At 37.3% G+C, this 26,773-nt stretch carries 17 protein-coding genes; 7 read left to right on the top strand and 10 right to left on the bottom strand.

Annotated features, from left to right (window positions below):
• Nucleotides 1-8: 8 nt before the first annotated feature.
• Nucleotides 9-1,625 carry a GH35 family beta-galactosidase gene (locus DUT69_RS04390; RefSeq protein WP_113651895.1) on the bottom strand — a complete coding sequence of 539 codons (1,617 nt, stop codon included), beginning with the start codon at nucleotides 1,623-1,625 and terminating at the stop codon, nucleotides 9-11.
• A gap of 126 nt (nucleotides 1,626-1,751) precedes the next feature.
• On the opposite strand from DUT69_RS04390, the gene DUT69_RS04385 reads away from it, so the two are divergent.
• Complete coding sequence (locus tag DUT69_RS04385) at nucleotides 1,752-3,407, top strand: glycoside hydrolase family 43 protein (RefSeq protein ID WP_113651894.1); 1,656 nt, start codon at nucleotides 1,752-1,754, stop codon at nucleotides 3,405-3,407.
• Between the two features lie 45 nt (nucleotides 3,408-3,452).
• On the opposite strand, the gene DUT69_RS04380 is transcribed toward DUT69_RS04385, so the two are convergent.
• From DUT69_RS04380 to DUT69_RS04365, 4 genes are read right to left on the bottom strand one after another with little or no spacing between them, the layout of a single operon-like run.
• Nucleotides 3,453-4,547, bottom strand: a complete 1,095-nt coding sequence (locus DUT69_RS04380; protein ID WP_113651893.1) for a glycoside hydrolase family 43 protein — start codon at nucleotides 4,545-4,547, stop codon at nucleotides 3,453-3,455.
• A gap of 21 nt (nucleotides 4,548-4,568) precedes the next feature.
• Nucleotides 4,569-7,433, bottom strand: coding sequence for a glycosyl hydrolase 115 family protein (locus DUT69_RS04375; RefSeq protein WP_205314209.1), 2,865 nt, complete (start codon nucleotides 7,431-7,433; stop codon nucleotides 4,569-4,571).
• A gap of 1 nt (nucleotide 7,434) precedes the next feature.
• Complete coding sequence (locus DUT69_RS04370; RefSeq protein ID WP_205314208.1) at nucleotides 7,435-8,532, bottom strand: endo-1,4-beta-xylanase; 1,098 nt, start codon at nucleotides 8,530-8,532, stop codon at nucleotides 7,435-7,437.
• 6 nt (nucleotides 8,533-8,538) lie between these two features.
• Nucleotides 8,539-10,671 carry an alpha-glucuronidase family glycosyl hydrolase gene (locus tag DUT69_RS04365; protein WP_113651891.1) on the bottom strand — a complete coding sequence of 711 codons (2,133 nt, stop codon included), beginning with the start codon at nucleotides 10,669-10,671 and terminating at the stop codon, nucleotides 8,539-8,541.
• A 219-nt stretch (nucleotides 10,672-10,890) separates the two neighbouring features.
• Between DUT69_RS04365 and DUT69_RS04360 the strand changes: the two genes are divergently transcribed.
• The 4 genes from DUT69_RS04360 (at nucleotide 10,891) to DUT69_RS04345 (ending at nucleotide 16,702) form a co-directional block, all read left to right on the top strand.
• A complete protein-coding gene (locus tag DUT69_RS04360; RefSeq protein WP_113651890.1) occupies nucleotides 10,891-11,904 on the top strand; it encodes a LacI family DNA-binding transcriptional regulator in 1,014 nt (337 codons plus the stop codon).
• A gap of 167 nt (nucleotides 11,905-12,071) precedes the next feature.
• The gene (locus DUT69_RS04355; RefSeq protein ID WP_113651889.1) at nucleotides 12,072-13,547 is read left to right on the top strand and encodes a xylulokinase; all 1,476 of its coding nucleotides are present in this window, start codon (nucleotides 12,072-12,074) and stop codon (nucleotides 13,545-13,547) included.
• A gap of 26 nt (nucleotides 13,548-13,573) precedes the next feature.
• Nucleotides 13,574-14,905 (top strand): xylose isomerase, encoded by a 1,332-nt coding sequence (gene xylA / locus DUT69_RS04350; protein WP_113651888.1) that lies wholly within the window; start codon nucleotides 13,574-13,576, stop codon nucleotides 14,903-14,905.
• 120 nt (nucleotides 14,906-15,025) lie between these two features.
• The gene (locus DUT69_RS04345) at nucleotides 15,026-16,702 is read left to right on the top strand and encodes a sodium/sugar symporter (RefSeq protein ID WP_113651887.1); all 1,677 of its coding nucleotides are present in this window, start codon (nucleotides 15,026-15,028) and stop codon (nucleotides 16,700-16,702) included.
• A gap of 69 nt (nucleotides 16,703-16,771) precedes the next feature.
• On the opposite strand, the gene DUT69_RS04340 is transcribed toward DUT69_RS04345, so the two are convergent.
• On the bottom strand, nucleotides 16,772-17,047 hold the full coding sequence (locus tag DUT69_RS04340; protein WP_113651886.1) for a hypothetical protein: 276 nt from the start codon (nucleotides 17,045-17,047) through the stop codon (nucleotides 16,772-16,774).
• A gap of 257 nt (nucleotides 17,048-17,304) precedes the next feature.
• Here DUT69_RS04340 and DUT69_RS04335 point away from each other — a divergent pair, with 257 nt between their 5' ends.
• Nucleotides 17,305-18,789, top strand: a complete 1,485-nt coding sequence (locus DUT69_RS04335) for a tetratricopeptide repeat protein (RefSeq protein ID WP_162796171.1) — start codon at nucleotides 17,305-17,307, stop codon at nucleotides 18,787-18,789.
• A 17-nt stretch (nucleotides 18,790-18,806) separates the two neighbouring features.
• Here DUT69_RS04335 and DUT69_RS04330 read toward each other — a convergent pair whose 3' ends face one another.
• The 4 genes from DUT69_RS04330 to DUT69_RS04315 all read right to left on the bottom strand — a co-directional run bounded on the left by DUT69_RS04330 (nucleotide 18,807) and on the right by DUT69_RS04315 (nucleotide 25,422).
• Nucleotides 18,807-19,526, bottom strand: coding sequence for a DUF2490 domain-containing protein (locus DUT69_RS04330; protein WP_113651884.1), 720 nt, complete (start codon nucleotides 19,524-19,526; stop codon nucleotides 18,807-18,809).
• A 348-nt stretch (nucleotides 19,527-19,874) separates the two neighbouring features.
• Nucleotides 19,875-21,095, bottom strand: a complete 1,221-nt coding sequence (odhB, locus tag DUT69_RS04325; protein ID WP_113651883.1) for a 2-oxoglutarate dehydrogenase complex dihydrolipoyllysine-residue succinyltransferase — start codon at nucleotides 21,093-21,095, stop codon at nucleotides 19,875-19,877.
• A 94-nt stretch (nucleotides 21,096-21,189) separates the two neighbouring features.
• On the bottom strand, nucleotides 21,190-23,994 hold the full coding sequence (locus DUT69_RS04320; protein WP_113651882.1) for a 2-oxoglutarate dehydrogenase E1 component: 2,805 nt from the start codon (nucleotides 23,992-23,994) through the stop codon (nucleotides 21,190-21,192).
• Nucleotides 23,995-24,135: 141 nt separating this feature from the next.
• On the bottom strand, nucleotides 24,136-25,422 hold the full coding sequence (locus DUT69_RS04315) for a DASH family cryptochrome (protein WP_113651881.1): 1,287 nt from the start codon (nucleotides 25,420-25,422) through the stop codon (nucleotides 24,136-24,138).
• A 313-nt stretch (nucleotides 25,423-25,735) separates the two neighbouring features.
• Here DUT69_RS04315 and DUT69_RS04310 point away from each other — a divergent pair, with 313 nt between their 5' ends.
• Complete coding sequence (locus DUT69_RS04310) at nucleotides 25,736-26,641, top strand: TIGR01777 family oxidoreductase (RefSeq protein WP_113651880.1); 906 nt, start codon at nucleotides 25,736-25,738, stop codon at nucleotides 26,639-26,641.
• The last annotated feature ends 132 nt before the right edge of the window (nucleotides 26,642-26,773 follow it).

The raw sequence follows: 26,773 nt of genomic DNA, 5'->3' as shown, positions 1-26,773 counted from the left end.
AAAACAGATTATTTATAAGTATAAAGCTTTATCTTCTGCGTGCTAAAATCGCCCTCTGGAATTCTCAAATGCCTACCTTGATGACTTTGATCGCCACTAAACCTAAGCCCAGGTTTAAACACGCCATTTTCGAAATTACCTTCGTCAATATATCCGATACCAGCTCTGGCGTTTGGCGCAATTGGTTTAAATGTAACAACAACGCCCGTACCAGCTACAACAAATTCGTCTGGTGCCAATTGAACTACCAAGGCACCGGTAATAGGCCAATTTTCGTTTTTAGATTTGCCAGACCAACCTAGGTTTAAATCATGCGAAAAGGTTAGCACATAATCGCCCATTTTTAGCTCTTGTCTATTGTTTAGTTTATCAAACATCACTCCTCCTATAGTAGCTTTTCCCTGATGCTTTAATACTAGAGGTTGCAATTCCCTTAATAGCTTATACGCTTCTGTAACTTCCATTGTTTCTTCTTTAGCACCGTTTTCTATAGAAAATGGCGAAAAACCCATTGCGCTATGATGACCCAAAGCATAAAAAGCCTTACCGGCCATGCCTTGCTCAAAACGAATTTCCGGAATGAAAAGCGTGTTTCCTCCCCTTACATATAGGTCGTTCCAATACTTATAATCTGGATTGTAAAAGTCGGGCGAAAGCAGATCTATCTTCGGTGCTCCTGCTTTCCATACATCCATTAGGTGTGGTAGGGGCCCAGCGCTAGGGTATTCGCCTGGTTTTGCTTCCTTTTTATAGTTTAACGCGGCATTCAAATACATAGGCAAATTGTATTCTTGCTTTCCAGCATCTGTTAGTTTATTAATAAAATCCGCATAATACCAGGCCATAAAAGTTTCATCGGTAGCTAAACTTGATCCAAATACCTCTTCCCAATTGCCTGATGTTTTAAAACCGTTTTTTGCCCATGTGGCTTTAAATTCTGGCATTAAACTCTCTTTGTTGGTCTTCAGGTAATTAAAAAATGGAGCAGGAACTGGTTTTTTGAACATCGCCGTTGCTGCGGAGCTATGGTCCCTCGCTTCTGGCAACATACCAATTTCGTTCTCTACTTGAATCATTACAACTGTTTGATCATTGGCATCAACGGCTTTAATGTGTTTCATCAGCTCCCTAAAAACTTTTACGTCGGCAATTAAATTATTTTCGTAAAACGGACTTAAAATTTCCTGACCTACGCCATTTTTATCTGTTGCCCTAGGGAATCTTTTCTGATCTTTTTTAACCCAGTATGGCGCATAACAAGACATGCTATTTTTCCAAGCACCAAACCACAAAAAAATCAACTTCATATCGTTTTTTCTTGCATTGTAGATTAGGCTATCTACCAAATTAAAATCAAACTTACCCTCTTCTGGCTCTATCAATTCCCAATAAACAGGAGCTAGAATAGTATTCAAATTCATCGATTTTATTTTTGGCCAAATTTTGTTCATATACTCGTTATTGGACGAGCTAGAGTTGCCTAATTCTCCACCCAATATTAACAAAGGTTTGTCTTTAACGTAGAGTTGCTTAACTGTTCCTTGCTGTTTTAGATAGGTTTGAGCGAAAGAGAAATTTGTAATCAATAGCAATACGCTACAAAAGGTGAGGGCAATTTTTTTCATACTTTATACTGGTTTGCGTTAGATGAAGAATCTAGCACTAATATAGCAATAAAATTAATTACTGCAATCGGTTGCACAATATTGATATTAATCTTACCTTCAAGAGAATTTTACCATTTATAAGCAATGAAAAGGTTACTAACAATATTGTTAATGGCATGCAGCGTGTTTTGCCAATCACAAATTAAGTTCATAAATCCTATTTTGGCTGGCTTTTACCCAGACCCTAGTGTAACCAAAGTTGGAGATAACTACTACCTTGTAAACTCTACCTTTTCCTATTTCCCGGGAATCCCGATATTTCAGAGTAAGGACTTAAAAAATTGGAAACAGATTGGAAACGTAATAGACAGACCCAACCAAATGAACTTTATGGGCGATGGAACATCAAGAGGATTATTTGCACCTTCTATTAACTATTTTAAAGGCACCTACTATTTAACATGCACTTTGATTGATAGAAAAGGTAATTTTGTTATGACTGCAAAAAATCCTGCCGGCCCGTGGAGCGATCCAACTTGGTTGCCACAAGTTAAAGGGATTGATCCCTCGCTATTTTTTGATGATGATAAGGCTTATATTGTTTATAATAGCGATGCGCCAGACAATAAACCGCTTTATAGCGGACATAGAACAATTAGAACTTATGAGTTTGATCCTATTAACCTAAAAGTAATAGGAGAAGAAGTACAATTGGTAAATGGTGGAGTTGATATCAGTAAAAAACCGGTTTGGATAGAAGGACCACATATATTCAAAAGGGAAAATTGGTACTATCTATGTGCTGCAGAAGGCGGCACATCTGTAAATCATTCTCAAGTTATTTTAAGAAGCAAGTCTGCAATTGGCCCATATACACCGTACCAGAAAAATCCAATTTTAACACAGCGTGATCTAGATCCTAGGCGCAAAAACCCAGTTACATCAGCTGGCCATGCCGAACTGGTTGAAGGGCCTGATGGAAAAACCTATGCTGTTTTTTTGGCTGTTAGGCCTTACGAAGGAAATCATTACAATACAGGAAGAGAAACGTTTATTGCTCCAGTAAGGTGGGTAGATGGTTGGCCAATCATTAATCCAGACCATAAAGAAATTCAATACCAGTTTACAGCAGGCTTTAAAGAGGTAAAGCAAAAGGCGGTGCCACAAAGCGGAAATTTTGCATACAGAACTACTTTTGAAAAATCATTAGATCTATCTCTCCTATTCTTAAGAACCAAGGATACGAGTTGGTATAAATTAGATAGAATTAAAGGTTTAACAATGAAGTTAAGGCCAGAAACCTGCATGGGAAAGGGAAATCCATCTTTTGTGGCTAAACGCCAACAGCATTTAAGCTGTACCGCCAGCACAGAACTGGATTTTGAAACAACCGCAGCGAATGAAAAAGCTGGGCTTTTGATTTTTCAAAGCGAGAAGAATTTTTACTACATCTGCAAATCTGCAGATAACGGAAAAACCGTTATTCAACTATTTAAGGGAAATGAGGAAAGCAAGGGAATGGAATTATTAGCACAACAACCCATTTCGGCAGCTAGCAAAAAGGTTTATATTAAAATTAAGGCAGACAAAAGTCTTTATAGTTTTTCCTTCGCAACAAAACCTAACAACTGGATAACGCTAAAAGACAATGTAGATGGGAAGTTTTTAAGCACTGAAACTGCAGGTGGCTTTATAGGTTCAGTATTCGCTATGTATGCAACTTCCTCTGGCAAGACATCAACCAACCAAGCAAGCTTTAAATGGCTTGACTACAAAGGCGATGATGAAATTTATAGATAGACCTATAAGGTTTTGTAAACCTTATAGGTCTTGATACGTTAACCCCTATTTATTAATCGGCTCTATCAGCGCAATTGTACCATCCGCGTTATGCTTTAATTCAGTAACCTTGATATTTCTCAAGTGCGTTTTATTAGAAAGTTCTGTATCATGGTAGAATACATACCACTTACCTTTAATTTCTAGAATAGAATGATGGGTTGTCCAACCTTGAACTGGATTCATGAACGTACCTTGATAAGTAAAAGGTCCTGTCGGACTATCGCCTATTGCAGATGCTAAAAAGTGCGTATCTCCGGTTGAGTAAGTAAAGTAATATTTGCCATTGTATTTATGCATCCAAGCTCCTTCAAAAAACCTTCTGTCGTGATCTTTAGTTAACAGCTCTTTACCATCTTTATCTAGAATTTTTACATCTTTAACAGCACCGTCAAAACTCAGCATATCTTTACTAAGCTTTGCAACTTTAGCGGAAAGAGCTGGCTCGTTTTCTTTCTGACTATCGGTTTTACTTCCATTGGCATCGTATTTTCCGTCTTTCCAACGTTGTAATTGTCCCCCCCAAATACCGCCATAATACATATATGAAGTTCCATCATCATCGGTAAACACTGCAGGATCTATACTGAAACTTCCTTCAATTGGTTTTGCCTCAGGTTTAAATGGTCCGGCAGGATTTTTAGACGTGGCAACCCCAATTCTAAATACATCATTTTTATCCTTAACAGGAAAATATAAATAATATGTGCCATTTTTAAACGCCGCATCCGGAGCCCATAACTGTCTACCAGCCCAAGGGATGTCTTTAACGCTTAACGCTACACCGTGATCTGTAACCTTTCCGCCAATGCTATCCATACTTAAAATGTGGTAGTCACGCATATCAAAATGATCGCCGTTATCATTTTCTGGTGTTCCAGCTTCAATATCATGAGATGGATAAATATAAATTTTTCCATCAAAAACATGTGCAGATGGGTCTGCAGTGTAAATCTCCCTGATTAGAGGCGGAGATAAAAATTTAGACTTCTTAGTGGTATCAGCAGTGTTGGTGCTTGCAGTTTTTTGGTTCTGCTGACAAGCACTTGTTGCTAAAGCCATCAAAAGTATGGCACTAGATAGTTTGAAATTAGTTTTCATGCTTAAGTTTATAAATGGTAATTAATCTTTTCTATTTACAAATGTTTCTTTAGGGCCTAGATAGCTAGGTTTTAAGCCACCTAAATCTATTACGAGCTTTTGCAAAACTACACCTGGGTTTATCATCCAATATTTAAGGCTGTGCTTACCCGGAGCATCTATTTGTAGTTCGGTTTTAAATATCTTGATATTGTCGGCTACCGACTTATCCCAAGCTTTTTCTGTTTGGTAATCTTTGCTAATATTTACAATTATTGGAGGCGCACCATCAACAGAAACCGCAAATTTTAGTCCATCGGTATTTGTAAAATCTATGGTTGGCGAAACGAAAGTGTTTAATGTAAACTTTCCTGCATCATGCACATAAAAATCGTAAGTTAAATGTGGCGTATTAGCATCTAATTTTTGCACTGGCGATGTTACCGGAACCACAAACACGCCAGCAGTTGTTTTGCCGTAACCAGAAATTGTTTTCCAGGAAATTGGACGATTACCAACAGCTTTGGTATAGCTTGCCGCTTCCATAGCAATAACTCCACTTTGTGGTACAAATGCAGTAATATTTTTGTCTTTAAATCTTCTGTTATCTAAAGTTATAGGAACTGTTATTTTCGAACCTTCGCTACCATCAATTACAATCATTGTTTCAGTCTTGCCAGCTGGAGCTTTTAACCAATCTACACTTAGATAAATTCTTTTTTCTACCGATACCTCACCTTTAGGCGCATCAACCTTAATGAAATTTGGTGCTTTAACTGTATAATTTATCGAGCCGTTACTTGCGTTAAACAACTCTATATAATTCGCGTTATTTGTATAATAATCAAATACCGGGAATTGTTGTGTTACCTTTTGTTTCCCCGTCCATGATGTTTTGCTGCCTGCTATTGTAACACCTAGCTTTGGTTTCGTTAAATCTCCGTTAGAAACAATCTTACTAGTTTGCGGAAGAATATTAGTTTCTGGCTGTTGCCAATTTGTATAGCCTATATGGGTTTGATCCATCATGTGATTCCATTTTCCGCTAGCTAAAACTTTATTGTAGTAATGAGTTATTTCCTCATCTTTTTTGTAAAGTTGCCCTACTTTATCGGCATACCCATTTGCTGAAATCCTACCTTGAGCGAAATGCAACTTATTTTTAGCTACTGCGAAATACATTTCGTACAAGTTGCTCAAAGCAGTTATAGGATGTAAAACCAATTGATAAAAAGCATCTCTCTGTTCGGGTAATAGTTGATTATTTACAAAGACTGCTCTCTGTTTTAGTTGGTCAAAATCGGATACGACGCTTTCAAACTCATGGTAGTTTACCAAACTATACGCTGTATCGTTCAAAAGTTCTGGTTTAATCCTTCCTGCAAACTTGCCGTAGGTATCAATCAGATCAGCTATTTCAACTGTATGTTCATTTCCAAACTGTTGCTTTACCCAATTTTGGGTATATTCTTTTAATCGCTCTGCCGGAATGGCATCTGGAGCCCAAGCATAAGTTAAAAAGAAAGAAATTGGGAATTCCATTGGTTTTAAATCGCCAACATTCACAATCCATATTTGGTTAGCATTATACTGATAGGCCAGATGCATTTGTTCCCAAATTTTCTGTATCGGATTGGTGTTAATCCATTTATAATTTCGCGGTCCACCTACATAATCAAAATGATAGTAAATACCGTAGCCACCTGCTCTTGGCGCTTCATTTAATTTAGGTAACTTTCTCAAGTTGCCCCAGTTGTCGTCAGCTAAAAGTAGTGTTACGTCATCAGGCACCCGCATACCCTGGTCGTAATAGTCTTGAACCTCTTTGTACAATGCCCAAATTTGTGGTGTTTCAGCTGCTGGCTTTTTAGTTACCTTTTCGATTATTTCTCGCTGATCTTTTACAATTTTCTCTAGTAAAGCGGTGGCTGTACCTTCAGACATGGGCTCATCTCCGTCGCCTCGCATTCCAACCGTTATAATTTGTTCTTTATCTGCAACTCTAGCTAAACCACTTTCCCAAAATGCTTTTAGCTGTTCGGGATTTTGCTGGTAGTTCCACTTGCCACCTTTGTATCTTTTCCACTCGTCATGCGCTCTGGTTAATGGTTCGTGGTGCGAAGTACCGATTACTACTCCATATTCATCTGCTAAAATTGGATTTAATTTATCGTCATCGTTAAAGGCGCTTCCCCACATCGCTGGCCACAGATAATTACCTTTTAAACGCAAAACAAGTTCAAAAACCTTTGTATAAAACTTATGGTTAAAGCCACCAAATTCCTTTTTAGACCATCCAGATAAAGCAGGCGCTTCATCATTTAAAAAGATTCCTCTATATTTTACCGCAGGTGATGAAATAATATGCCGGCCGGTTATTACAAAAAGCGATGTACTCTTTTGGATAGGCACATCTGCCCAGTAATACCAAGGAGAAACCCCAATTTGCGAACACAATTCATAAACGCCATAAATCGTGCCTCTTTTATCGCTACCGGCAATAATCAATGCACTATCAACTCCAGGAAATGGATTTTTGACAACCTCAATTAATGTGCTTTCCCATTTACCGGCAACGCCCGCCACATTTATTTTATTGGCAGTAACTAATTCGTCTATAATTTCACTATGACCAATAGTACCAATAATGATGGCATGTTTAGCAGCCTTATCAACTAGAATTTCTGGTTTGATATCAGTTACTTTTTGTAGGTCGAGCTGAAGGTCTTGAGCAACTCTCTTTACTCCCGCAAAGTCGTTATCGCTAATTACAATAGAACTTAATCTGCCCTTAACTGCCATAGCAAAACTACCTTTAACATAAGCTTTTGTAACAATAGGGTCTATCGCAAAGCAGAATTCGCTCACAAAACAGGCAACAGCTATTAAAAGTAGTTTCTTCATCATCTTATTTTTCAAAATTTACAACCTTCCAAAACGCTTTCTTAGGTTGTAAGTTGGTGTCAAAAAGTAAAGGATAATTTTTTCTTCCCATTACTGGATATTCATCTAACCAGGTATAACGATCAGAGATATTCCAAAAAGTAACATTGGTAATTACTGATTTAAACTCTCTAAAAACTTTAAAAGCCATCGCGTATTTTTCCATTTGCTTTTGTTCTAATGCTTCTGTAAAACGATCATCCTCATCTGTTCTTTTGGCTCTTTTGGTTTTCTCCCAAGGGTAAATTGAAAGATCTACTTCTGTAAATTGTATTTTCAGCCCCAAAGAGGAGTAACGCTCAATTGCAGTCCTTAATTCTTCTTCACTAGGCTCGTATATTGACCAATGCGCTTGCAATCCTACTCCATCAACGGGCACATTTTTCTCTACCAAACCTTTTAATAATTTGTAAATCCGTTCTCTTTTTTCAGGTCGTTCGGTATTATAGTCGTTATAATAAAGTTTAGCTTCCGGATCAGCCTCATGCGCATATTCAAAGGCTTTAACAATAAAATCCTCCCCTAAAATCTGGTACCATTTAGAATTTCTCATTAATTTTTTCGGGTCATCATCTATAGCTTCATTTACTACATCCCATGCGTAAACCTCACCTTTGTATCGTTTTACAACCGTAGAAATATGTGTTTTTAACCGTTGTAGTAGTACTTCTTTAGTTACCTGTTTTCCATCATCGCCAATAAAAAACCAATTTGGAACCTGCTCATGCCAACACAAATTATGACCGCGAATTTTGATGTTATTTCTTTTGGCAAAGTTTACAATGCTATCTGCATCTCTCCAATAAAATTTACCTTCACTTGGCTGTAGTGATTCCATTTTCATGGCATTTTCGGCTGTAATGCTGTTAAACTGTTTTTTGATTAATACAGCTTCATCGCCAACCAAATTTCTCGGACCAACTGCCACGCCAATCGAAAAATAATCACGATAGACATCTTTTAAACTTAGGTTCTTCGAAATTTTTGCTTGCTGAGCAACACAAGAGTTTCCGAAAATCGATGTAAGCATGAACAATAAAAAGAGGATACTATTTTTCATCATCAATTATTAAATACCGGGAACAAATTTGAATTCTAGTTTTTCGTAATAAGCTAAATCGTGCTCCGGCTTCGCTAAACCTGATGGAATTGGTAGCCCAGATTTAGATTGAAAATAAAGTACACATGCATTTCTCCACCAAACTGCTTCATCGTATTGAATTGCCAAAAGTTGTTTTACTTGTCTATAAATTACCGGATCAATCTGCTTTTCACAGCTATCCCAAGTGGCCTGCATTTGTTTTACTTCAGCAGCGCCTTTGTAGTACCTTTTTACCATTCCATCCCATAAATTATTGCCAGACTTTAATTTGTAATTCCATGGCAAATGATGAAACCATAATAGATATTCTTCTGGACAGGTATTTAAGTTGCTAAACTTTTCGGCAACTGCCGGAAAGTATTGCGCCAAAGCATTGCTTCCGGTATTAGTTCTATTGAAACCAATACCATTTTTATCTGCCTGATGGTAATATACCGAAGTCCAATCTGCCCTTGGTTTATCTTTTATCCACGGACCGGGTCCATAATGATGATCCCAACCCATAATGTGATGCAAACCGAGTGGCGTCATATAGTCAACTACTGTCTCTCGGCTTTTCATCATCATTTCATTTAGTTTTTTGATAGTCGCAAAGTCCGTCCTGAAAGTCATTTTCAGCCATTCATCTGCAATTAGCGTAGCAGGCGATTCATCGTTCCAGGCTAATTTTCCAAATGCGTACCAATTAGATTGCGCAAAAGGATGACCACACCAATTTACATCGTTACCAATATTTGCTACACCAGCAATTGCAGAGTTTTTATTGCCGTACAAACTTCCATTTATGACTTTTGCCACCGTAGAGCCTTGTCCTTTTGCGTAAGTATCTGCTCCTAAAGTTTCTTTAAAAAGTGTGGCCAAATAAACCAAATTGGTAGACATGCCTAAATACTCCTGCGTTAATTGAAACTCTAACATGGTTGATGTATTAGGCATTGCGCCGAACAAGGGATGAAATGGTTCCCGAGGCTGGAAATCTATTGCGCCATTTTTTACCTGAATAATTACATTCTCATCAAAATTTCCATCTAAAGGCTTAAACTCGTTGTAGGCTTGTTTTGCTCTGTCATCCGGTACTTTATTATCGTATACAAAAGCTCGCCACATTACAATTCCACCATGTGGAGCTAGCGATTTCGCCAACATATTTGCACCATCGGCGTGGTTACGATTATAATTTTGCGGTCCTGGCTGACCTTCGGAATTCGCCTTGACTAAATAACCGCCAAAATCCGGAATAACTTTATAAATCTCGTCTGCCTTTTCTTTCCACCAATTAATAACTTCTTTATCTAATGGATCTGCAGTTTTTAAACCACCAATTTCAATTGGCGCACTAAATCTTGCAGTTAAATACACCTTGATACCGTATGGCCGAAATGCATCAGCCAAAGCTTTAACTTTTAATAGCCAATCTTTAGTTAATATTAAGGCGTTTGCATTTACGTTGTTTAAAACGGTTCCGTTAATTCCAACAGATGCATTCGCCCTAGCGTAATCTATGTATCGTTGATCTATATATCCTGGTAAGGTTTGCCAATTCCACAAGGAAAAACCTGCGTAGCCACGCTCAACCGTTCTATCCAAATTGTCCCAATGATTTAAAATTCGGTTTCTAATTTTAGGTTCGCTTTTTACATTTAGCTTTTCAATCTCTTGTTGCAACTGTAACTGTTTGATAAAAGCAAATGAGCCGTAAAGCACACCAATATCTGTTTTTGAAGTAATTAGGATTATCTTTTTACCACTTATCGCCGTTGTTTTCACCAAATAACCTTCTGGATTTTCTGGAACATCGGCTATGCTAAGATTGTACTTTTTCAAGTCTGAAGATTTTACCAAAAGTATTGTACCATCAGTTAATCTAGCTTGTTCTGAAATTTGATGACCTACCAAACCACTAATAGCAGTTTTCAATTCCTGCTCTGCTGCCCTTATAGTTGGGGAAGCAGCAACAATATGGATAGACTTAATTTGCTTCGCATAAATCGCCTTAACACCAACAGGCAACAAATCATATTTTAGCCAAAGGCGATAACCATTATCGGCTAATGCACTAAATCCAATTAAAATAAGTAGTAAGGTAATTCTGTACTTCATACAAGGAGGTTTTTAGCGTCAGTTAAACTTTGTAAGGGTAAGCAATACAAAGAAAATTTTAGGCAAGGGTATATTTGGTATGGCTAAAATATAGTTAATTTAACAAAATTGCAATCGGTTGCATATATTTATTTTTATAACTCAGAAAACCTATCATTTCCACATTTTTTATTTATTTTGCCTTTCTATAATTTATAGCAACAAACCATTTTATAAAACTTGAAGAAGAAAACTACTATTTACGATATAGCTAAAGAGCTTAATATTACTGTTTCTACGGTTTCTAGGGCACTTAGTGGGTTTTCCGCAATAAGCGAAACAACAAGAGAAGCCGTTTTTGAAACTGCCAAAAAACTAAACTATAGTCCAAATAGATTAGCTTCTGCTTTAAAATCTGGCAAAACCTATATTATAGGAGTAATTGTACCAAGTGTACAGGCACATTTTTTCGCCTCTATTATCCATAGCATAGAGGAAGGCCTAAAAGACAGCGGTTATCGGGTAATTTTATATCAATCAAACGAATCGGTTGAAAACGAGATAAATGGTGTTAAAACACTGTTGGAGGCACAAGTTGACGGAATTATTGCATCAATGTCTTTAGAAACAGAAGATGCGTCTCACTTTGCAGAGGTAGTAAAACAAAACAAACCCTTAATTTTATTTGATAGGGTAAATGTAGACTTAAATGTACCAACCGTAACCTTAGATGACTTTAAAGCGGGGTACATAGCAACTCAGCATTTAATTAACCAAGGGTATAAAAACATTGCCTTTGTAACAACAATTCATCAAATTAAAATATTCGAAAACCGACTGAAAGGGTATAAATCGGCGCTAACCGACAATGGGTTTAAGGTTAAGGACGAAAACATCATTTTCGGAGGCCTATCTATTAAGGATGGAAGATTTGGCGCCAGCAAATTGATGCGTTATGAAAATAAACCTGATGCAATTATTGCAGGAGACGATTTTACCGCTCTTGGAGTGATTAAAAAACTCAAAGAAATTAATGAAGCTCCACCTAAAATAGGCGTAATCGGATTTGCCAACGAAGCATTCTCTGCCTACATCACCCCTAACCTATCCACTATAGACCAACATCCAAATCAGATGGGAACTGAATGTTCTAAAATGTTTTTAAAAATGATTCAGCAAGAGAATCCTTATAAAGACATAAAACACGTGGTCTTAGATCCAACTATGGTAGAGCGCCAATCTACCGGTAATTAAATTCTATGCAACTTTAAACAATAAATTGCATACGCAACACTTGTTAAGCAACAAGTTGCACTGAATGCTAAATTTATTTTAAAGTTTTTTCGAAAATATTTGAATTTGATAAATTATCACATATCTTTATGCAACCGTTTGCATAAACCAAATATAATTTGAACAACATGTATTTATTAGGCATAGATATAGGCACCTCATCTATAAAGGTGGCAGTTGTAGATGTGTCTACTCAAAAAAATATCGCAACAGCACAATACCCAGAAGAAGAAACCGAAATTAAGTCTGCCAAACAAGGCTGGGCAGAACAAGCCCCTATGGATTGGTGGCACAATGTGCAACAGGCTGTATTAAAACTAAACTCCTCTACTTTATTTGATCCTACCCAAATAAAATCTATTGGTATTGCTTACCAAATGCACGGATTAGTAGTGGTTGACAAAGAGCAGGAAGTGCTTAGAGATAGCATAATATGGTGTGATAGCAGAGCGGTAGCGCTTGGCGAAAAAGCTTTTGATAATATAGGCCACGAAAAATCTTTACAGCACTTGTTAAATTCTCCAGGCAACTTCACAGCATCAAAATTAGCTTGGGTAAAAAACAATGAACCAAGCCTTTATAATAAAATTGATAAAATTATGTTGCCCGGCGATTTTATTGCGATGAAATTAACAGGTGAGATTACAACAAGTATTCCTGCTTTATCTGAAGGCATTTTTTGGGATTTCAAAAACCACGAAATCTCTAAAGATGTAATGGATCATTACCAATTAGATTATAATTTAATTCCAGACATAAAGCCACTATTTGCCATACACGGTTACTTAAAAGAAAATGTAGCTAAAACCCTGGGGTTAACTGCAGGTATTCCTGTAGCATACAAAGCGGGCGACCAACCTAATAACGCACTTTCTCTAAATGTACTTAAACCCGGCGAAGTAGCTGCTACCGCTGGTACTTCAGGCGTGATTTATGGAGTTAGCGATCAATTAACCTACGACCAGCAATCTCGTGTTAATACATTTGCACACGTAACTTATTCTGAGCAAAATAAACATACAGGCGTTTTGCTTTGCATAAATGGAACTGGAAGCATGTATCGCTGGGCAAAACACACGTTTGCACCTTACCTCTCGTACCCAGAGTTAAATCATATCGCGGCTCAAGCTCCTATTGGCAGTAAAGGGTTAAGGATTTTACCTTTTGGCAATGGCGCAGAGCGGATGTTAAACAATAAATATACCGGGGCACAATTACTAGGGATAGACCTAAACATACATACTCAAGCTGATATTTTTAGAGCAGTACAAGAAGGAATAGCATTTGCTTTTAGATATGGTTTGGACATTATGCGTGAAAATGGTATGCAGCCTAAGGTAATTAGAGCTGGGAAAGCCAATTTATTTTTGAGTGATGTTTTCGCTCAAACTTTTGTAGACGTTACAGGTATCCCCGTAGAACTTTACGAAAATGATGGTAGCGTGGGAGCCGCCCTTGGAGCGGGCATTGGAGCAGGTATCTTCAAAAACACAGAAGAAGCATTTACCCAACATGAGGTAGTACAATATTTAGAGCCAAAAAATACCGACGCCTACGAAGCCATTTATCAAGAATGGAAAAAATTATTAATTAAAGCAATATAAAATAGAACCACCAAAACATAATCACCATGACAAAAGTAGTAACAGGAGAAAAGGAATTTTTTAAAGGTATTGAACAAGTTAAATTTGAAGGACTAGAAAGCGATAATCCACTTGCGTTTAGATGGTACGACGCAGATAAAGTTGTTGCCGGAAAAACAATGAATGAGCATTTTAAGTTTGCTTGTGCTTATTGGCATTCTTTTAATGGTAATGGTGCAGATCCATTTGGTGGTGCAACTCATATTTTCCCATGGGACGAAAAGAAAGATGCCGTTGAACGTGCTAAAGATAAAATGGATGCTGCTTTCGAATTTATCACCAAAATGCAGTTGCCTTATTATTGCTTCCACGATGTGGATGTGGTGGATTACACCAATGATATTGCAGAAAACGAACGTAGATTGCAGACTTTGGTAGAATATGCTAAACAAAAACAAGCCGAAAGTGGCGTAAAACTACTTTGGGGAACAGCTAATTTGTTTAGTCATGAACGCTATATGAATGGCGCATCAACAAATCCAGATTTTCATGTGTTAGCACATGGTGCTGCGCAAGTTAAGGCTGCCTTAGACGCAACTATCGCCCTTGGTGGAGAAAACTATGTATTTTGGGGAGGCAGAGAGGGCTACATGAGCTTGTTGAATACCAATATGAAACGTGAGCAAGAACATTTAGCTAAATTTTTGCACACCGCTAAAGACTACGCTCGCAAACAAGGTTTTAAAGGAACATTCTTTATCGAACCTAAACCATGCGAACCATCTAAACACCAGTACGATTATGATGCGGCAACAGTAAAAGGTTTCTTGCAAGAATATGATTTGTTAAAAGACTTTAAATTAAACCTTGAAGTTAACCACGCAACCCTAGCAGGTCACACCTTTCAACACGAACTACAAGTAGCAGTAGATAGCGGTTTGCTTGGCTCTATAGACGCTAATCGTGGCGATTACCAAAACGGATGGGATACCGATCAATTTCCTAATGATATTAACGAATTAACGGAGTCAATGTTAATTATTCTTGAAGGTGGTGGTTTACAAGGTGGCGGTGTAAATTTCGATGCCAAAATCCGTAGAAACTCAACAGACCCAGCTGATTTGTTCTATGCACACGTGGGCGGAATGGATCTTTTTGCTCGTGCACTAGTAACCGCAGATGCTATCTTACAAAAATCGGATTACAAAAAAATTAGAACGGATCGTTACGCATCTTTTGATAATGGCAAAGGAGCCGAATTTGAACAAGGAAAACTAAGTTTAGAAGACCTAAGAGACTATGCTGCATCTAATGGCGAGCCAGAAAAAATCAGTGGAAAGCAAGAATACTTAGAAAACCTAATTAACAGATACATCTAATAATCAGCTTGTTAAAAAATTTACACGTCATTTTATGAAAATAAATGTTAAAATGACGTGTATTATTTATGCATTTTATTACTTTTATCATTCTAAATTCGAACCAAATAAACTTATTGAATGAAGAATAACTTACTAGACACGAAAGATTATATTGTATTTTTAATCTATTTCGTAATTGTAGCTGCGTACGGTCTGTACATCTACAACAAAAAGAAATCCGTAAAACGCGATTCAAAAGACTACTTTCTTGCCGAAGGATCACTGACTTGGTGGGCAATTGGTGCATCATTAATTGCTTCTAACATTTCTGCCGAGCAATTTATCGGTATGAGTGGGTCTGGCTTTAAAATGGGTTTAGCTATTGCTACCTACGAGTGGATGGCTGCACTAACTTTAGTAATTGTAGCTGTATTTTTTATTCCAGTTTATCTGAAAAATAAAATTGCTACCATGCCACAGTTCTTAAGCCAGCGTTACAATAGCACCGTAGCAATGATTATGGCTGTTTTCTGGTTGCTTTTATACGTTGTGGTTAATTTAACGTCTATCCTCTATTTAGGCGCCTTGGCAGTTAGCAGTATATCGGGCTTCGACCTAACTTTATGTATGTATGCAATTGCAGCCTTCTCTATTATTATTACCCTAGGCGGGATGAAAGTGATTGGCTATACAGATGTAATTCAAGTATTTTTCTTGATTTTGGGTGGATTGGCGACAACTTATTTAGCTTTAAACTTGGTATCTGAGCATTATGGAACCAGCGGTATTATAGAAGGTTATGGACTAATGACCAATAAAGCGTCAGAACATTTCCACATGATCCTTAAACCAGACAATGAAAACTACGTAGACTTACCGGGTTTAACTGTCTTAGTTGGTGGTATGTGGATTGTGAACTTGAACTATTGGGGCTGTAATCAGTACATCACACAGCGTGCTTTAGGTGCAGATTTGAAAACTGCCCGTGGTGGACTTCTATTCGCAGCTTTCTTAAAGCTTTTAATGCCTATTATAGTAGTATTACCTGGTATTGCGGCTTACGTTTTATATAAGGATGGCGCCTTCCAAGCAGAAATGTTGCAAGATGGTTCAGTAAATCCAGATCGTGCTTATCCGGTATTATTAAACTTATTACCTTCTGGATTAAAAGGTCTTTCATTTGCTGCATTAACGGCTGCTGTTGTAGCATCGTTGGCAGGTAAAGCAAATAGTATAGCAACTATCTTTACCTTAGATATCTATAAAAAAGTTTTCAAACCAGAAGCTTCTGAAGGAAACTTGGTTAATGTTGGTAAGGTTACCATTATCATTTCTATGATTTTGGCTGTATTTATTGCGCCTCACTTAGGAATTGACAAAAAAGGCGGTTTCCAATATATACAAGAATATACTGGTTTCGTATCGCCAGGTATATTTGCCATGTTTATTCTAGGTTTCTTCTGGAAAAAAAGCACTTCAAATGCTGCTTTATTTGCAACCATCGGTGGTTTCGGGTTATCACTACTGCTTAAATTCCTTCCAGGCATGATGGATCTTTCATTCCTATCGGATTTAGGTTTTTCTGTAAAAGCAGCAAATGGCGTTTACGAAATTCCTTTCTTAGACAGGATGGGCTTTGTGTTCATCTTCTGTATTATCGGTATGTACATTATCAGTATAATAGAGAATAAGAGAGGTATTGTGCCAAATGGACTTGAGATTGACACCAAAATGTTTAAAACCACCACTGGTTTTGCAGTTGGCTCGATAATCATTATTGGCTTATTAGTTGCACTTTATACCATATACTGGTAATTAGTTTTATAATTGGTTAAAGCTTCCCGAAATTCGGGAAGCTTTTTTTTTATAGGTAGAATTTGGAAATTATCTAAAAACCCTCTTCGTATTAAAGTCTTCTATCTCTTGATACAGGGTTAGGTTGGTAGCAGTTAACGATGCATACATCTCTCTCAGGCGATGATTCTCAGATCTTAGCTTTAGAAACTCATTGGCTAAGTGGCCAAAGTCTTCCAACCATTTATCTAATGTTTTTCGGTCAATAGAAAGTTCATTACATATATCTACAGCTTTTTTGCCTAGGTAATAACTCTCAACTATTTCAATAATTCTTTTGGGTGTAATATTCTCCACTAGGTACATTCGGCAATGCTATGCAAACAAGGAGCAGGCTCATCCCTAAACCCTCGGTGCTCCTCGTCGCTTAGCAAACTCTTTAATATTTTTATAAACGCGTTAAAATATTGCTACTCGTTTTGTTTAGCTGTGCAAAAGAATGAAGTTTTATTAAATTTGTAGTAAACAAAAGATACTCAAAACTACTCACGGAACACAGCTTACTGAAATTCAATTATTTAATAAAAATCAAAGCGTTGTACATTCAACATTATAACTAGCTAATGCTTTTTAAAAAAACTTGCATATTATTACTATTAATGCTTATTCCATCCTTAGTTGGGCTAACATTTTGCTATGCGCAAACACAAAGCACTAAGCGAATAGATAGTTTGTATGAAGTAGCAAGAAGGTTAATTAATGTAGAACAAAGTAACAAATTAAGCTTGCAAATACTAAAAGAATCGAAAGCCATAAACTATACCCTTGGCCAAATACACGCCGAAATTTTACTTGCCACCAATCTTTATAATGAAGGCAGGTATAGCGCTGCATTAGAACAGATACAGAAGATTGAACCTTTAACTCTAAGCACGGATAATTATCCAAAAATTGCAAACTTACTTTCCTTAAAAGCGAACTGTTATGGCAGACTAAAATTTTTCGACAAGAGTTATCAATTATTAAACGAAGCGAGATCTTACGCAGAGAAAATAGAAGATGATGACCGCAGATTTTCAAACCTAGGTAGAATTTACAGACTATTGGGTTCTAACATAAATGAAGATAAAAGCAAAGGCGCAATTAAGGATTCTGTTTTCTACTATCATAGAAAAAGTTATACTGTACAAGACAAAATTAAATCCAAAACATTAAAAAACGGCATTTTACTTCAGGCAAATATACTTGGCGATCTTTTTTTGGAAAGGAATAATATTGATTCGGCAAAATACTACTACAACAAAGCGCTTGAACTATCGGTTGAGCTTAAACAAACCAAATTTGTACCCGAATCAAAGCTAGGCTTGGCTTCCATCCAACTCAGGGAAAATGATTTAAAAGGGGCACTTGCGAGTTACGAAACTGCACTTGCAATGTCAACAAAAACAAAGAGCTTAAGCAATCTAAAAAAGAGTTATTACGGACTCGCACTAGTTCACGAGAAACTTGGCAACGAAGAGAGGTCGCTTGACTACAGCAAAAAATACGGGCTAATGGCAGATAGTTTGACAAACAGTACAGTAAATGCTGTTAGTTCTTCTGCCGATTTAATGATTAAAGAAAATGAAAGGATGTTTGCTCAAAAGAGTATGCGCTTCGTTTGGATAATTGCAGCTGTTATCGCGGCATTGTTATTACTTATATTTTCGATTATAAAATTGAGAAAAAAGAGTACAGAGGTTATTTCGATTAAAGAAAAAGAACATAAAGCATTATCCGAGCAACTACAGTTGATGCAATCAGATGTGTTAGATGAGCAAGAGTTAGCCGAAGTGATCAGACTAGCAAAAAATAACGACCCAGCATTTTTTAACAAATTTAAGAAGACACACCCATTATTTATACAAAAACTAATGCAGAAGGAACCCGGGCTTCTGGGTACGGATCTTATTTTATGTGCGCAATTGAGGCTTGGATTTTATACTAAAGATATTGCCCGATATACCAAAACTACAGTAAGAGCAGTAGAAGGAAAAAAATATCGATTGCGAAAAAAACTAAATATTAGTACCGACGAAGATATCTATAGTTGGATTTTGAAGCTTTAAAGTTATTCTAGTTCCTACTAAAACCGCGTATATACCGCCAGTTGTGCCACGTTATTTATGGTATTATTATTTGCTCCATGTATAGCTTGGTTCAAATAACCGGCTTCCAAATCAAACTTTTTAGAAAAACGATAACCAATAGCAAGGTAAGCTCTGTTTTGGTCGAAAAAGCTATTATTTAGTTTCTCTTTATTTTGAATATTTAAGAAGGTCTCATTTTGCAAAGCCACAAATAAACCTTCTGTAAATGCGCCATCTTGGTGTTGTAGTGGCTGTATTAACCTAAAGAAATAACGAAAGCGTTGCGAAAAAAGCTCGTCATTTTGGCGTTCTATAAAACGTTGTTCTAATCGAAACCTATGACTTAAAGTTGCAGAAGCCCAAGGCTTATGGTTGTAAATGTATTGTTGCCAAATACGGTGCTCGGTTAGTGTATTCTTAAGTGGCGGAGCACCCACTAAAATGTTATTCGGCAGATAAGTTTGAGTAAACAAATAACCTAGTGTAGCATTAGCATTTTTGTTAACGTAGTAGGTAATTCCTGGTCTTACTAATAAATTCCTAACCCCATCCCAATTATCTTCTGTCCGAAGTTGCAAATCGAAATGCATCCCCCATTTGTCATTAAATTTAGTGCTGTTTACAAACATAAACCATCCGGTGTTCTGATTTACTGTTTGAGCGAAACTAAAGCTCGCAAATAGGCTAAAAAGCGTTAAAAAAAAGACTTTTCTCATTCGGTTCTAATTTGGTGTGTAGCGAAAATATATAAATATATGTTAAACGGCAAAAACGTAACAGAAACTAAACAATTTAACTTAACACTGTCTTAGTCCTTAGCTCTATTAGCTGTACAACTCGATTGGGCATTATAATGCAGTGCAAAAATAATGAGACTGATTGATTTTTTGGCGGGCTGCGATCTGCAAGTCAAGTAATACATGTTAAGATTCCCGCATAGGCGGGAATGTCGATACGCTCAGAGGATCTTCACAAAAAAACCCTGTTCATCGTAATGAACAGGGTTTTGATATTTATTTATAATCTTCTCAAACAGCTACTGAAATAAATTCAGCAAGGCTTGATTATACGCCTAACAATAATCTAGCAGGGTCTTCTAATAGTTGTTTAACACGCACCAAGAAACCTACAGACTCACGGCCGTCGATAATTCTGTGGTCGTAAGATAATGCAATGTACATCATCGGACGAATTACTACTTCTTTGTTCTCTGCAATAGGACGCTCTATGATGTTGTGCATACCCAAAATTGCAGATTGTGGTGCATTAATAATTGGAGTGGACATCATTGAACCAAAAACACCACCATTGGTAATGGTAAAAGTTCCACCTGTCATCTCTTCAATTGTCAACTTGCTATCTCTTGCTTTGGTAGCTAATTCAATCACTGTTTTTTCAATTTGTGCCAAGCTCATGCTATCCGCGTTTCTAATAATTGGCACAACCAATCCTTTAGGTGCAGAAACTGCAATAGAAACATCAACAAAATCATTAAAAACAATCTCTTCGCCCTCTATACGAGCATTAACTGCAGGGAAATCTTTAGCTGCTTCGCAAACCGCTTTAGTAAAGAAACTCATAAAGCCTAAGCCTACGCCGTGTTTCTCTTTAAATTGGTCTTTATATTTAGCACGTAAATCCATAATTGGCTTCATGTTAACCTCATTAAAAGTAGTTAACATTGCTGTTTCATTTTTTACAGCAACCAAACGTTTAGCAACGGTTTTACGTAAAGGAGACATTTTCTCTCTACGTTCGTTTCTAGCACCAGCAACTACTGGAGCAGCAGCTTTAGGAGCCTCAGCTTTCGGGCTAGCAGATTTTTCTGCTTTCTGAGCATCTTCTTTGGTTATTCTACCATCAACACCAGAACCTTTTACAGCACCGGCATCAACACCTTTTTCTGCCAAAATTTTAGCTGCCGAAGGCGATGGTGTTCCTGAAGCGTACGAATCTTTTGACTCTTTGCTTTCTGCCACAGGAGCTGAATTAGAAGCATCAGCTTGTGGTTTTTCGCTTTCTGCTTTTGGCTCAGCGTTAGGAGCTCCCTCGCCTGCTTCGATAGAGCAAACAACTGCACCAATTTCTAAAGTATCACCTTCGCTAGCAACAATTTTTAAAGTTCCTGATTGCTCTGCAGTAAGTTCGAAAGTTGCTTTGTCTGATTCTAACTCAGCAATAATTTCGTCCATTTCTACAAATTCACCATCGTTTTTAACCCAACGAGATAAAACTACCTCGGTAATCGACTCGCCTACTGGCGGAACTTTGATTTCTAAACTCATATTTTTATGTATGTTGTTAAGTTGAAATGTTATAAGGTTGAAACGCTTCGGCTAAAGCCCTAAGCCCTTCCCCCTAAACCTTAAACCTCTATTTTTAATCTACTATATCTTTCACTGCATTTTTAGCAGTTTCTTTAATTGGCTTTTTTGCTACCTCTGCAACAGAAATCTCAAAAGTTTTAGCTACAATGTAAGCTTGTTGGTTAGTATGTTGTTTCATGTAACCAGTTGCCGGACTACTGCTTTCTTTTCTCGAAATTACATCAATTTTATTTAATGATGTTTTTCTAAGTCTACGTAACAAATATGGCCAAGCACCTTGGTTTTCTGGCTCTTCTTGCACCCAAATAACGTCTTCAGCATTTTTATATTTTGCAACAATAGCTTCCATTTGGTCAACAGGTGTTGGGTATAACTGCTCAACTCGCACTACAGCCACGTCTTTACTTGCATTCTTTTTCTGCGCTTCTAATAAATCGTAGTAAATTTTACCAGAGCAAAAAGCCACTCTCTTAACATCCGCAGCTTTTACGTTCGCATCATCAATTACTTCTTTAAATCCGCCAGCAGTAAAATCTGCTAATGGGCTTACACAAAGTGGATGACGTAATAAACTTTTAGGGCTAAAATTCACCAAAGGCTTACGGAAATCGCGTTTAAACTGACGACGTAACGAGTGGAAGAAATTAGCAGGCGTTGTACAGTTAGTAATCTGCATATTGTATTCTGCACAAAGTTCTAGGAAACGCTCTATACGTCCAGAAGAATGTTCAGGACCTTGACCTTCGTAACCGTGTGGCAATAACATAACTAAACCGTTAGCTCGTTGCCATTTGGTTTCTGCACTTGCAATGTATTGATCGATTACAATTTGAGCGCCGTTAAAGAAATCTCCAAATTGAGCTTCCCAAATAGTTAAGGCATTAGGGTTAGCCATAGCATAACCATATTCGAAACCTAAAACGCCGTACTCAGACAAGTGCGAGTTGTAAATATCAAATTGTGCCTGCTGTTCAGAAATGTTCAAAAGTGGTGTATATTCTTCTTCAGAATCTTCTAAAGTTAACACCGCATGGCGATGAGAAAAAGTACCACGTTTTACATCCTGACCACTTAAACGAACTCTCTTGCCTTCGGCTAGTATAGTTCCATAAGCCAGCTGCTCGCCCATAGCCCAATCAAAAACATGTGTTTCCGAAGCCATTTTTAAACGCTCTTCGAATAATTTTTCAATTTTTTTGAAGAACTTTTTCTCCTTTGGTAAAGTGGTGATTCGTTTTGCTACCTCTAACAAAGTAGTTTTCTTAACGCCCGTTTCCGGCGACGTTTCAAAATCCTTTGCTGTTGCCAAACGCATATCTGCCCAAGCACCGCCAAATTTAACATCGGCTAATGCCGCATTATATTCTTTAGCTTCGTTTAATGAAGTTTGTAAATGAGCTTTAAACTCTTTCTCCATTTCCTTGGCACCATTAGCATCAAGCTTACCTTCTTTAACTAATTGTGCAACATAAATCTTTAAAGGATTATCATGTTTTTCAATCGCTTTGTATAATAAAGGTTGCGTAAATTTAGGCTCGTCAGATTCGTTATGGCCAAATCTACGGTAGCAAAGAATATCAATAAACACATCATTTCTGTATTTCTGACGATATTCCATTGCTAAGTTAATTGCATAAACTAGCGCTTCTGCATCATCGCCATTTACGTGAAAAACCGGCGACAAGGTAACTTTAGCAATATCTGTACAGTAAGTACTAGAACGTGCATCTTTATAATTTGTAGTAAAGCCAATTTGATTGTTAATTACCAAGTGGATTGTACCACCGGTTTTGTAACCATCTAAACCAGCCATTTGTATTACTTCGTAAACAATACCTTGTCCAGCAACAGAAGCATCACCGTGAATCAAAATTGGCGCTAAACGACCATCATCGCCAGCATACTTAAAATCGATTTTCGAACGGCTCATTCCTTCTACAATCCCATCTACAGTTTCTAAGTGAGACGGATTTGGACATAAGCTCAAGTGCACACTTTTACCTTTATTGGTAGTTACGTCTGTAGAGTAACCTAAGTGATATTTTACGTCGCCACTAAAAGGAGTTTCTTCGTTGTAACTTCTCCCTTCAAACTCTGTAAAAATATCTTTATATGCTTTTTGCATGATGTTAGCCAACACGTTCAAACGACCGCGGTGCGCCATACCCAATACAAATTCTTCAATACCTAAATCAGCACCTTTTTCTATAACAGCATCTAAAGCCGGAATTAAAGCTTCAGCACCTTCTAAAGAGAAACGCTTCTGACCTAAAAATTTCGTACCTAAAAAGTTTTCGAAAACAACTGCTTCGTTTAACTTTTTAACTACCCTCATCTTTTCTTCGTTAGATAGCTTTGGCGTGTTGCGCTCGCCTTCCATTTTGCTCTCTAACCATTTAAGCAATTCTGGCGTACGTAGATATTTATACTCTACACCAATAGAACCACAATAAGTCTGCTCTAAAAACGCAACAATATCTTTCAGCTTTGCCGGACCAATGCCTAACTCTACACTAGAGTTAAATACAGTTTCTAAATCTGCAGCAGCTAAACCAAAATTCTCAATTTCTAACGTTGGCAGGTGTTTACGTCTTTCTCTAACCGGATTAGTTTTAGTAAATAAATGTCCACGCTGGCGGTAGCCATTAATTAAATTTAAAACATTAATTTCTTTTAAAACATGCTCTGGAGCTTCGCCTCCACCAACATTGGTAGCATCTGCACCTCTTCCAAAATCAAAACCTTCAAAAAATTTCTGCCAACCAAATTCAACTGAATTAGGATCTGCGGTGTAGCTTTGGTATAAAGACTCTATATATTCGGCATTTGCGCCGTTGAGATAAGATAAGTTATCCATTGTGTATTTGTTTCGATAAGTATTGCAAAATTAGGATTTTACCTCAAAAAGTGGCAATAAAACTGCAATTAGTTGAAATAAAATTAGATTTTCTTGAAAGCGTATTTTTAGCACTTATTTTATTGGCTGCTTAAGAAAAAATTAAGCACCCAAAGCTTGCGCATACACGCCTTTCGGGTCGAAATTTTTAAGCTGTTTTTCGAAATCGAAACTGCCGGTTAATCGTAAATCGTTACCAACACCAGCTACAGTTGCCCAATTACCCCAATTACTGGCAGGCGCATAATCAATAAGTTTTTCTTCTAAATACGCCGCACCAACTACCCAGCTTAACTTAAGCTGATAAATTAAATAGGTAGCAACGAGCAATCTCGAAGTGTTATTTATGTACCCGGTAGTATTTAATTCATGCATTACGGCATCAACTAATGGTTGTCCGGTATTTCCAGCTTTCCAAGCCTTCATTAATTCGTTATCCTGGTGTGTATTTATCTTCGCGTCGTTTTTAAACCCTGCTGGCTTAAAAAATGTATTACCGTGTTTTTTAAACATAAAACGATAATAATCTCTCCACAACAAACCCACCACAATCTGGTTAAAATAAGGCTTTAAACCATAATTAGCCTCTGCTTCCTTCATCTTCCAGTACACTTCTCTGGGTGATAAACAACCAAGCGCAAGCCAAGGAGACAATTTAGAAATTACTTCTGTTTTTTTAAGCGATGTATTTGACAAAGCAATCGTTTCGCCGGCATTCAAAAACTCGTCTAAACGTTTAAGCGCTACAGTTTCACCTCCAACAAACTCTTCCGATGTTGCTAAATTTTTTACATCCTCGTTAACAACCAAATCAGTTAAACTTGGCAAATCGCCCCAATGCTCTACCTCAACAAAGTTGATATAAGTTGGCGTAACGAAGCAAGGTTTCACAATCGCATCTCGCTCAGTTTTCTTTTTAAACTGCGCAAAAACATCAGGGATGTCCTTAATTGGAAAAGGCAAATCTTCTTTATTGTAAAGCGTATGCCCAATAAAATGCCTTAAGTTAACTCGCAATTTCCACAATAAGTCTTCCACTTGTGTAGAAACGGCCGTCTCTTCGCTCGCAACTTCCCTATGGTGGTAAACTTCTGTGATTTCGTAGGTCGAAACCAATGTAGGCAACAAATCTTCAGGCTTACCCAACTGTATTAAAATATCGCCACCAAACTTTTTAAAAGACGAACGTAAATCGGCAACACTTTCTAATAGAAAACGAGCTCTAATAGCTCCAGTTTTTATCGTCTGGTAACGGGTAATTTCAAACTGGCGAGGGTCAAAGAAAAAAACCGGCAAAATTTCATCAGATTTGGCAATTGCCTCAACAAGCATTTCATTATCGTGCAAGCGAAGGTCATTTCTAAACCAAACCAATATTTTTTTGCCCATATCCCGGAAGCCATTTATATTAAATCGCAATTTGCACAAAATAGCGCACAATAACCATTCAGCAAACTATTTTTTACAAAGCGATAACATAAAACCAGGCAAAACATAATTTCTAATAACTAATTTGAAAAGCAAAGCCTTTGTTAAAATTAAGCGTTCGTCTGGCTATCCGCTTTACTTTGTGCTCGCTCCTATCCAGTTTATTTTACGCGGGTTTTTACAACTATTTATGCGCTGATTGCAAAAAATGGTATTTACTTTTATCATCTATAAATAGAAAAAACTAAATCAAGTAGCAAAAGGTTTATTCTACATGGGCAAAAACATTCTAATTACCGGAGCAACTGGTTTAGTAGGTAGAACACTTGTACCGGCATTACAAAAGCAAGGGCATAACATTGCTGTCTTATCGCGTAAGCAAACCGAAATTAAAGATGTACGCGTTTTTTTATGGGACGTTTACAAAGAAAAAATAGACAAAAAAGCATTTGAAGGAATAGATACGATTATCCATTTGGCAGGAGAAGGCATTGCGGATAAAAAATGGACCGTTGAACGTAAAAAGCAATTAATTGACAGTAGAGTTAGGTCTGCCGATTTACTTTACAAAGCCGTAAAAGAAACTAACGCACCTGTAAAATCATTTATATCGGCATCTGCTGTAGGTTTTTATGGCGATAGAAACGAAGAAATTTTAACGGAAAACAGCTTACCAGGAAACGATTTTTTGGCCGAATGCTGTATAAAATGGGAAAAAGCAGCCGAAGAAGGAGCCAAATTAGGGATTAGGGTAGTAAAAATTAGGATTGGTTTAATTTTAAGCAAAGAAGGCGGTGCCTTAGCTGCGATGGACAAACCTATAAAATTATTTGCTGGCGCACCTTTAGGTTCGGGAAAACAATGGATGCCTTGGATACATTTACAGGATATAATTGGCATTTTTAGCAAAGCGGTAAACGACACTGAACTTTCTGGTGCCTATAATGCTTGCGCCCCAGTTCCAGTAACCAATAAATTACTAACTAAACGTATAGCACATTATCTTAACCGACCAGTTTGGCCTTTCAATGTTCCTCAATTTGCACTAAAAGCACTTTTAGGCGAGATGAGCATATTACCACTAATGAGCAACAATACCTCATCGCAGAAAATACTTAATACAGGTTATCAATTTTCATTTGTGAATTTAGATGATGCGCTAAAAGAAATTTACAAATAAACACTGGATACTAACTCAAAATCCCGCATTTTAAGATTTAAATGCGGGATTTTTTTATGCTTTACGGTTTCCCGTAAATAAATAATGCAACTACTATTTACTTTTGATTTTATCCCGCCAAAAAACCAAGAT

Source organism: Pedobacter namyangjuensis (assembly GCF_003313325.1).
GTDB classification, from domain to species: Bacteria; Bacteroidota; Bacteroidia; order Sphingobacteriales; family Sphingobacteriaceae; genus Pedobacter; species Pedobacter namyangjuensis.
This window is presented reverse-complemented; position numbering and strand designations above follow the sequence as displayed.

Coding starts and splice junctions, on each gene's coding strand:
- DUT69_RS04330 (WP_113651884.1), bottom strand. CDS start 19,526: ATGAGAAAAGTCTTTTTTTTAACGCTTTTTAGCCTATTTGCGAGCTTT.
- DUT69_RS04380 (WP_113651893.1), bottom strand. CDS start 4,547: ATGAAAACTAATTTCAAACTATCTAGTGCCATACTTTTGATGGCTTTA.
- DUT69_RS04310 (WP_113651880.1), top strand. CDS start 25,736: ATGGGCAAAAACATTCTAATTACCGGAGCAACTGGTTTAGTAGGTAGA.
- DUT69_RS04335 (WP_162796171.1), top strand. CDS start 17,305: ATGCTTTTTAAAAAAACTTGCATATTATTACTATTAATGCTTATTCCA.
- odhB (WP_113651883.1), bottom strand. CDS start 21,095: ATGAGTTTAGAAATCAAAGTTCCGCCAGTAGGCGAGTCGATTACCGAG.
- DUT69_RS04340 (WP_113651886.1), bottom strand. CDS start 17,047: ATGTACCTAGTGGAGAATATTACACCCAAAAGAATTATTGAAATAGTT.
- DUT69_RS04345 (WP_113651887.1), top strand. CDS start 15,026: ATGAAGAATAACTTACTAGACACGAAAGATTATATTGTATTTTTAATC.
- DUT69_RS04365 (WP_113651891.1), bottom strand. CDS start 10,671: ATGAAGTACAGAATTACCTTACTACTTATTTTAATTGGATTTAGTGCA.
- DUT69_RS04315 (WP_113651881.1), bottom strand. CDS start 25,422: ATGGGCAAAAAAATATTGGTTTGGTTTAGAAATGACCTTCGCTTGCAC.
- DUT69_RS04375 (WP_205314209.1), bottom strand. CDS start 7,433: ATGATGAAGAAACTACTTTTAATAGCTGTTGCCTGTTTTGTGAGCGAA.
- DUT69_RS04320 (WP_113651882.1), bottom strand. CDS start 23,994: ATGGATAACTTATCTTATCTCAACGGCGCAAATGCCGAATATATAGAG.
- DUT69_RS04390 (WP_113651895.1), bottom strand. CDS start 1,625: ATGAAAAAAATTGCCCTCACCTTTTGTAGCGTATTGCTATTGATTACA.
- DUT69_RS04355 (WP_113651889.1), top strand. CDS start 12,072: ATGTATTTATTAGGCATAGATATAGGCACCTCATCTATAAAGGTGGCA.
- DUT69_RS04370 (WP_205314208.1), bottom strand. CDS start 8,532: ATGATGAAAAATAGTATCCTCTTTTTATTGTTCATGCTTACATCGATT.
- DUT69_RS04385 (WP_113651894.1), top strand. CDS start 1,752: ATGAAAAGGTTACTAACAATATTGTTAATGGCATGCAGCGTGTTTTGC.
- xylA (WP_113651888.1), top strand. CDS start 13,574: ATGACAAAAGTAGTAACAGGAGAAAAGGAATTTTTTAAAGGTATTGAA.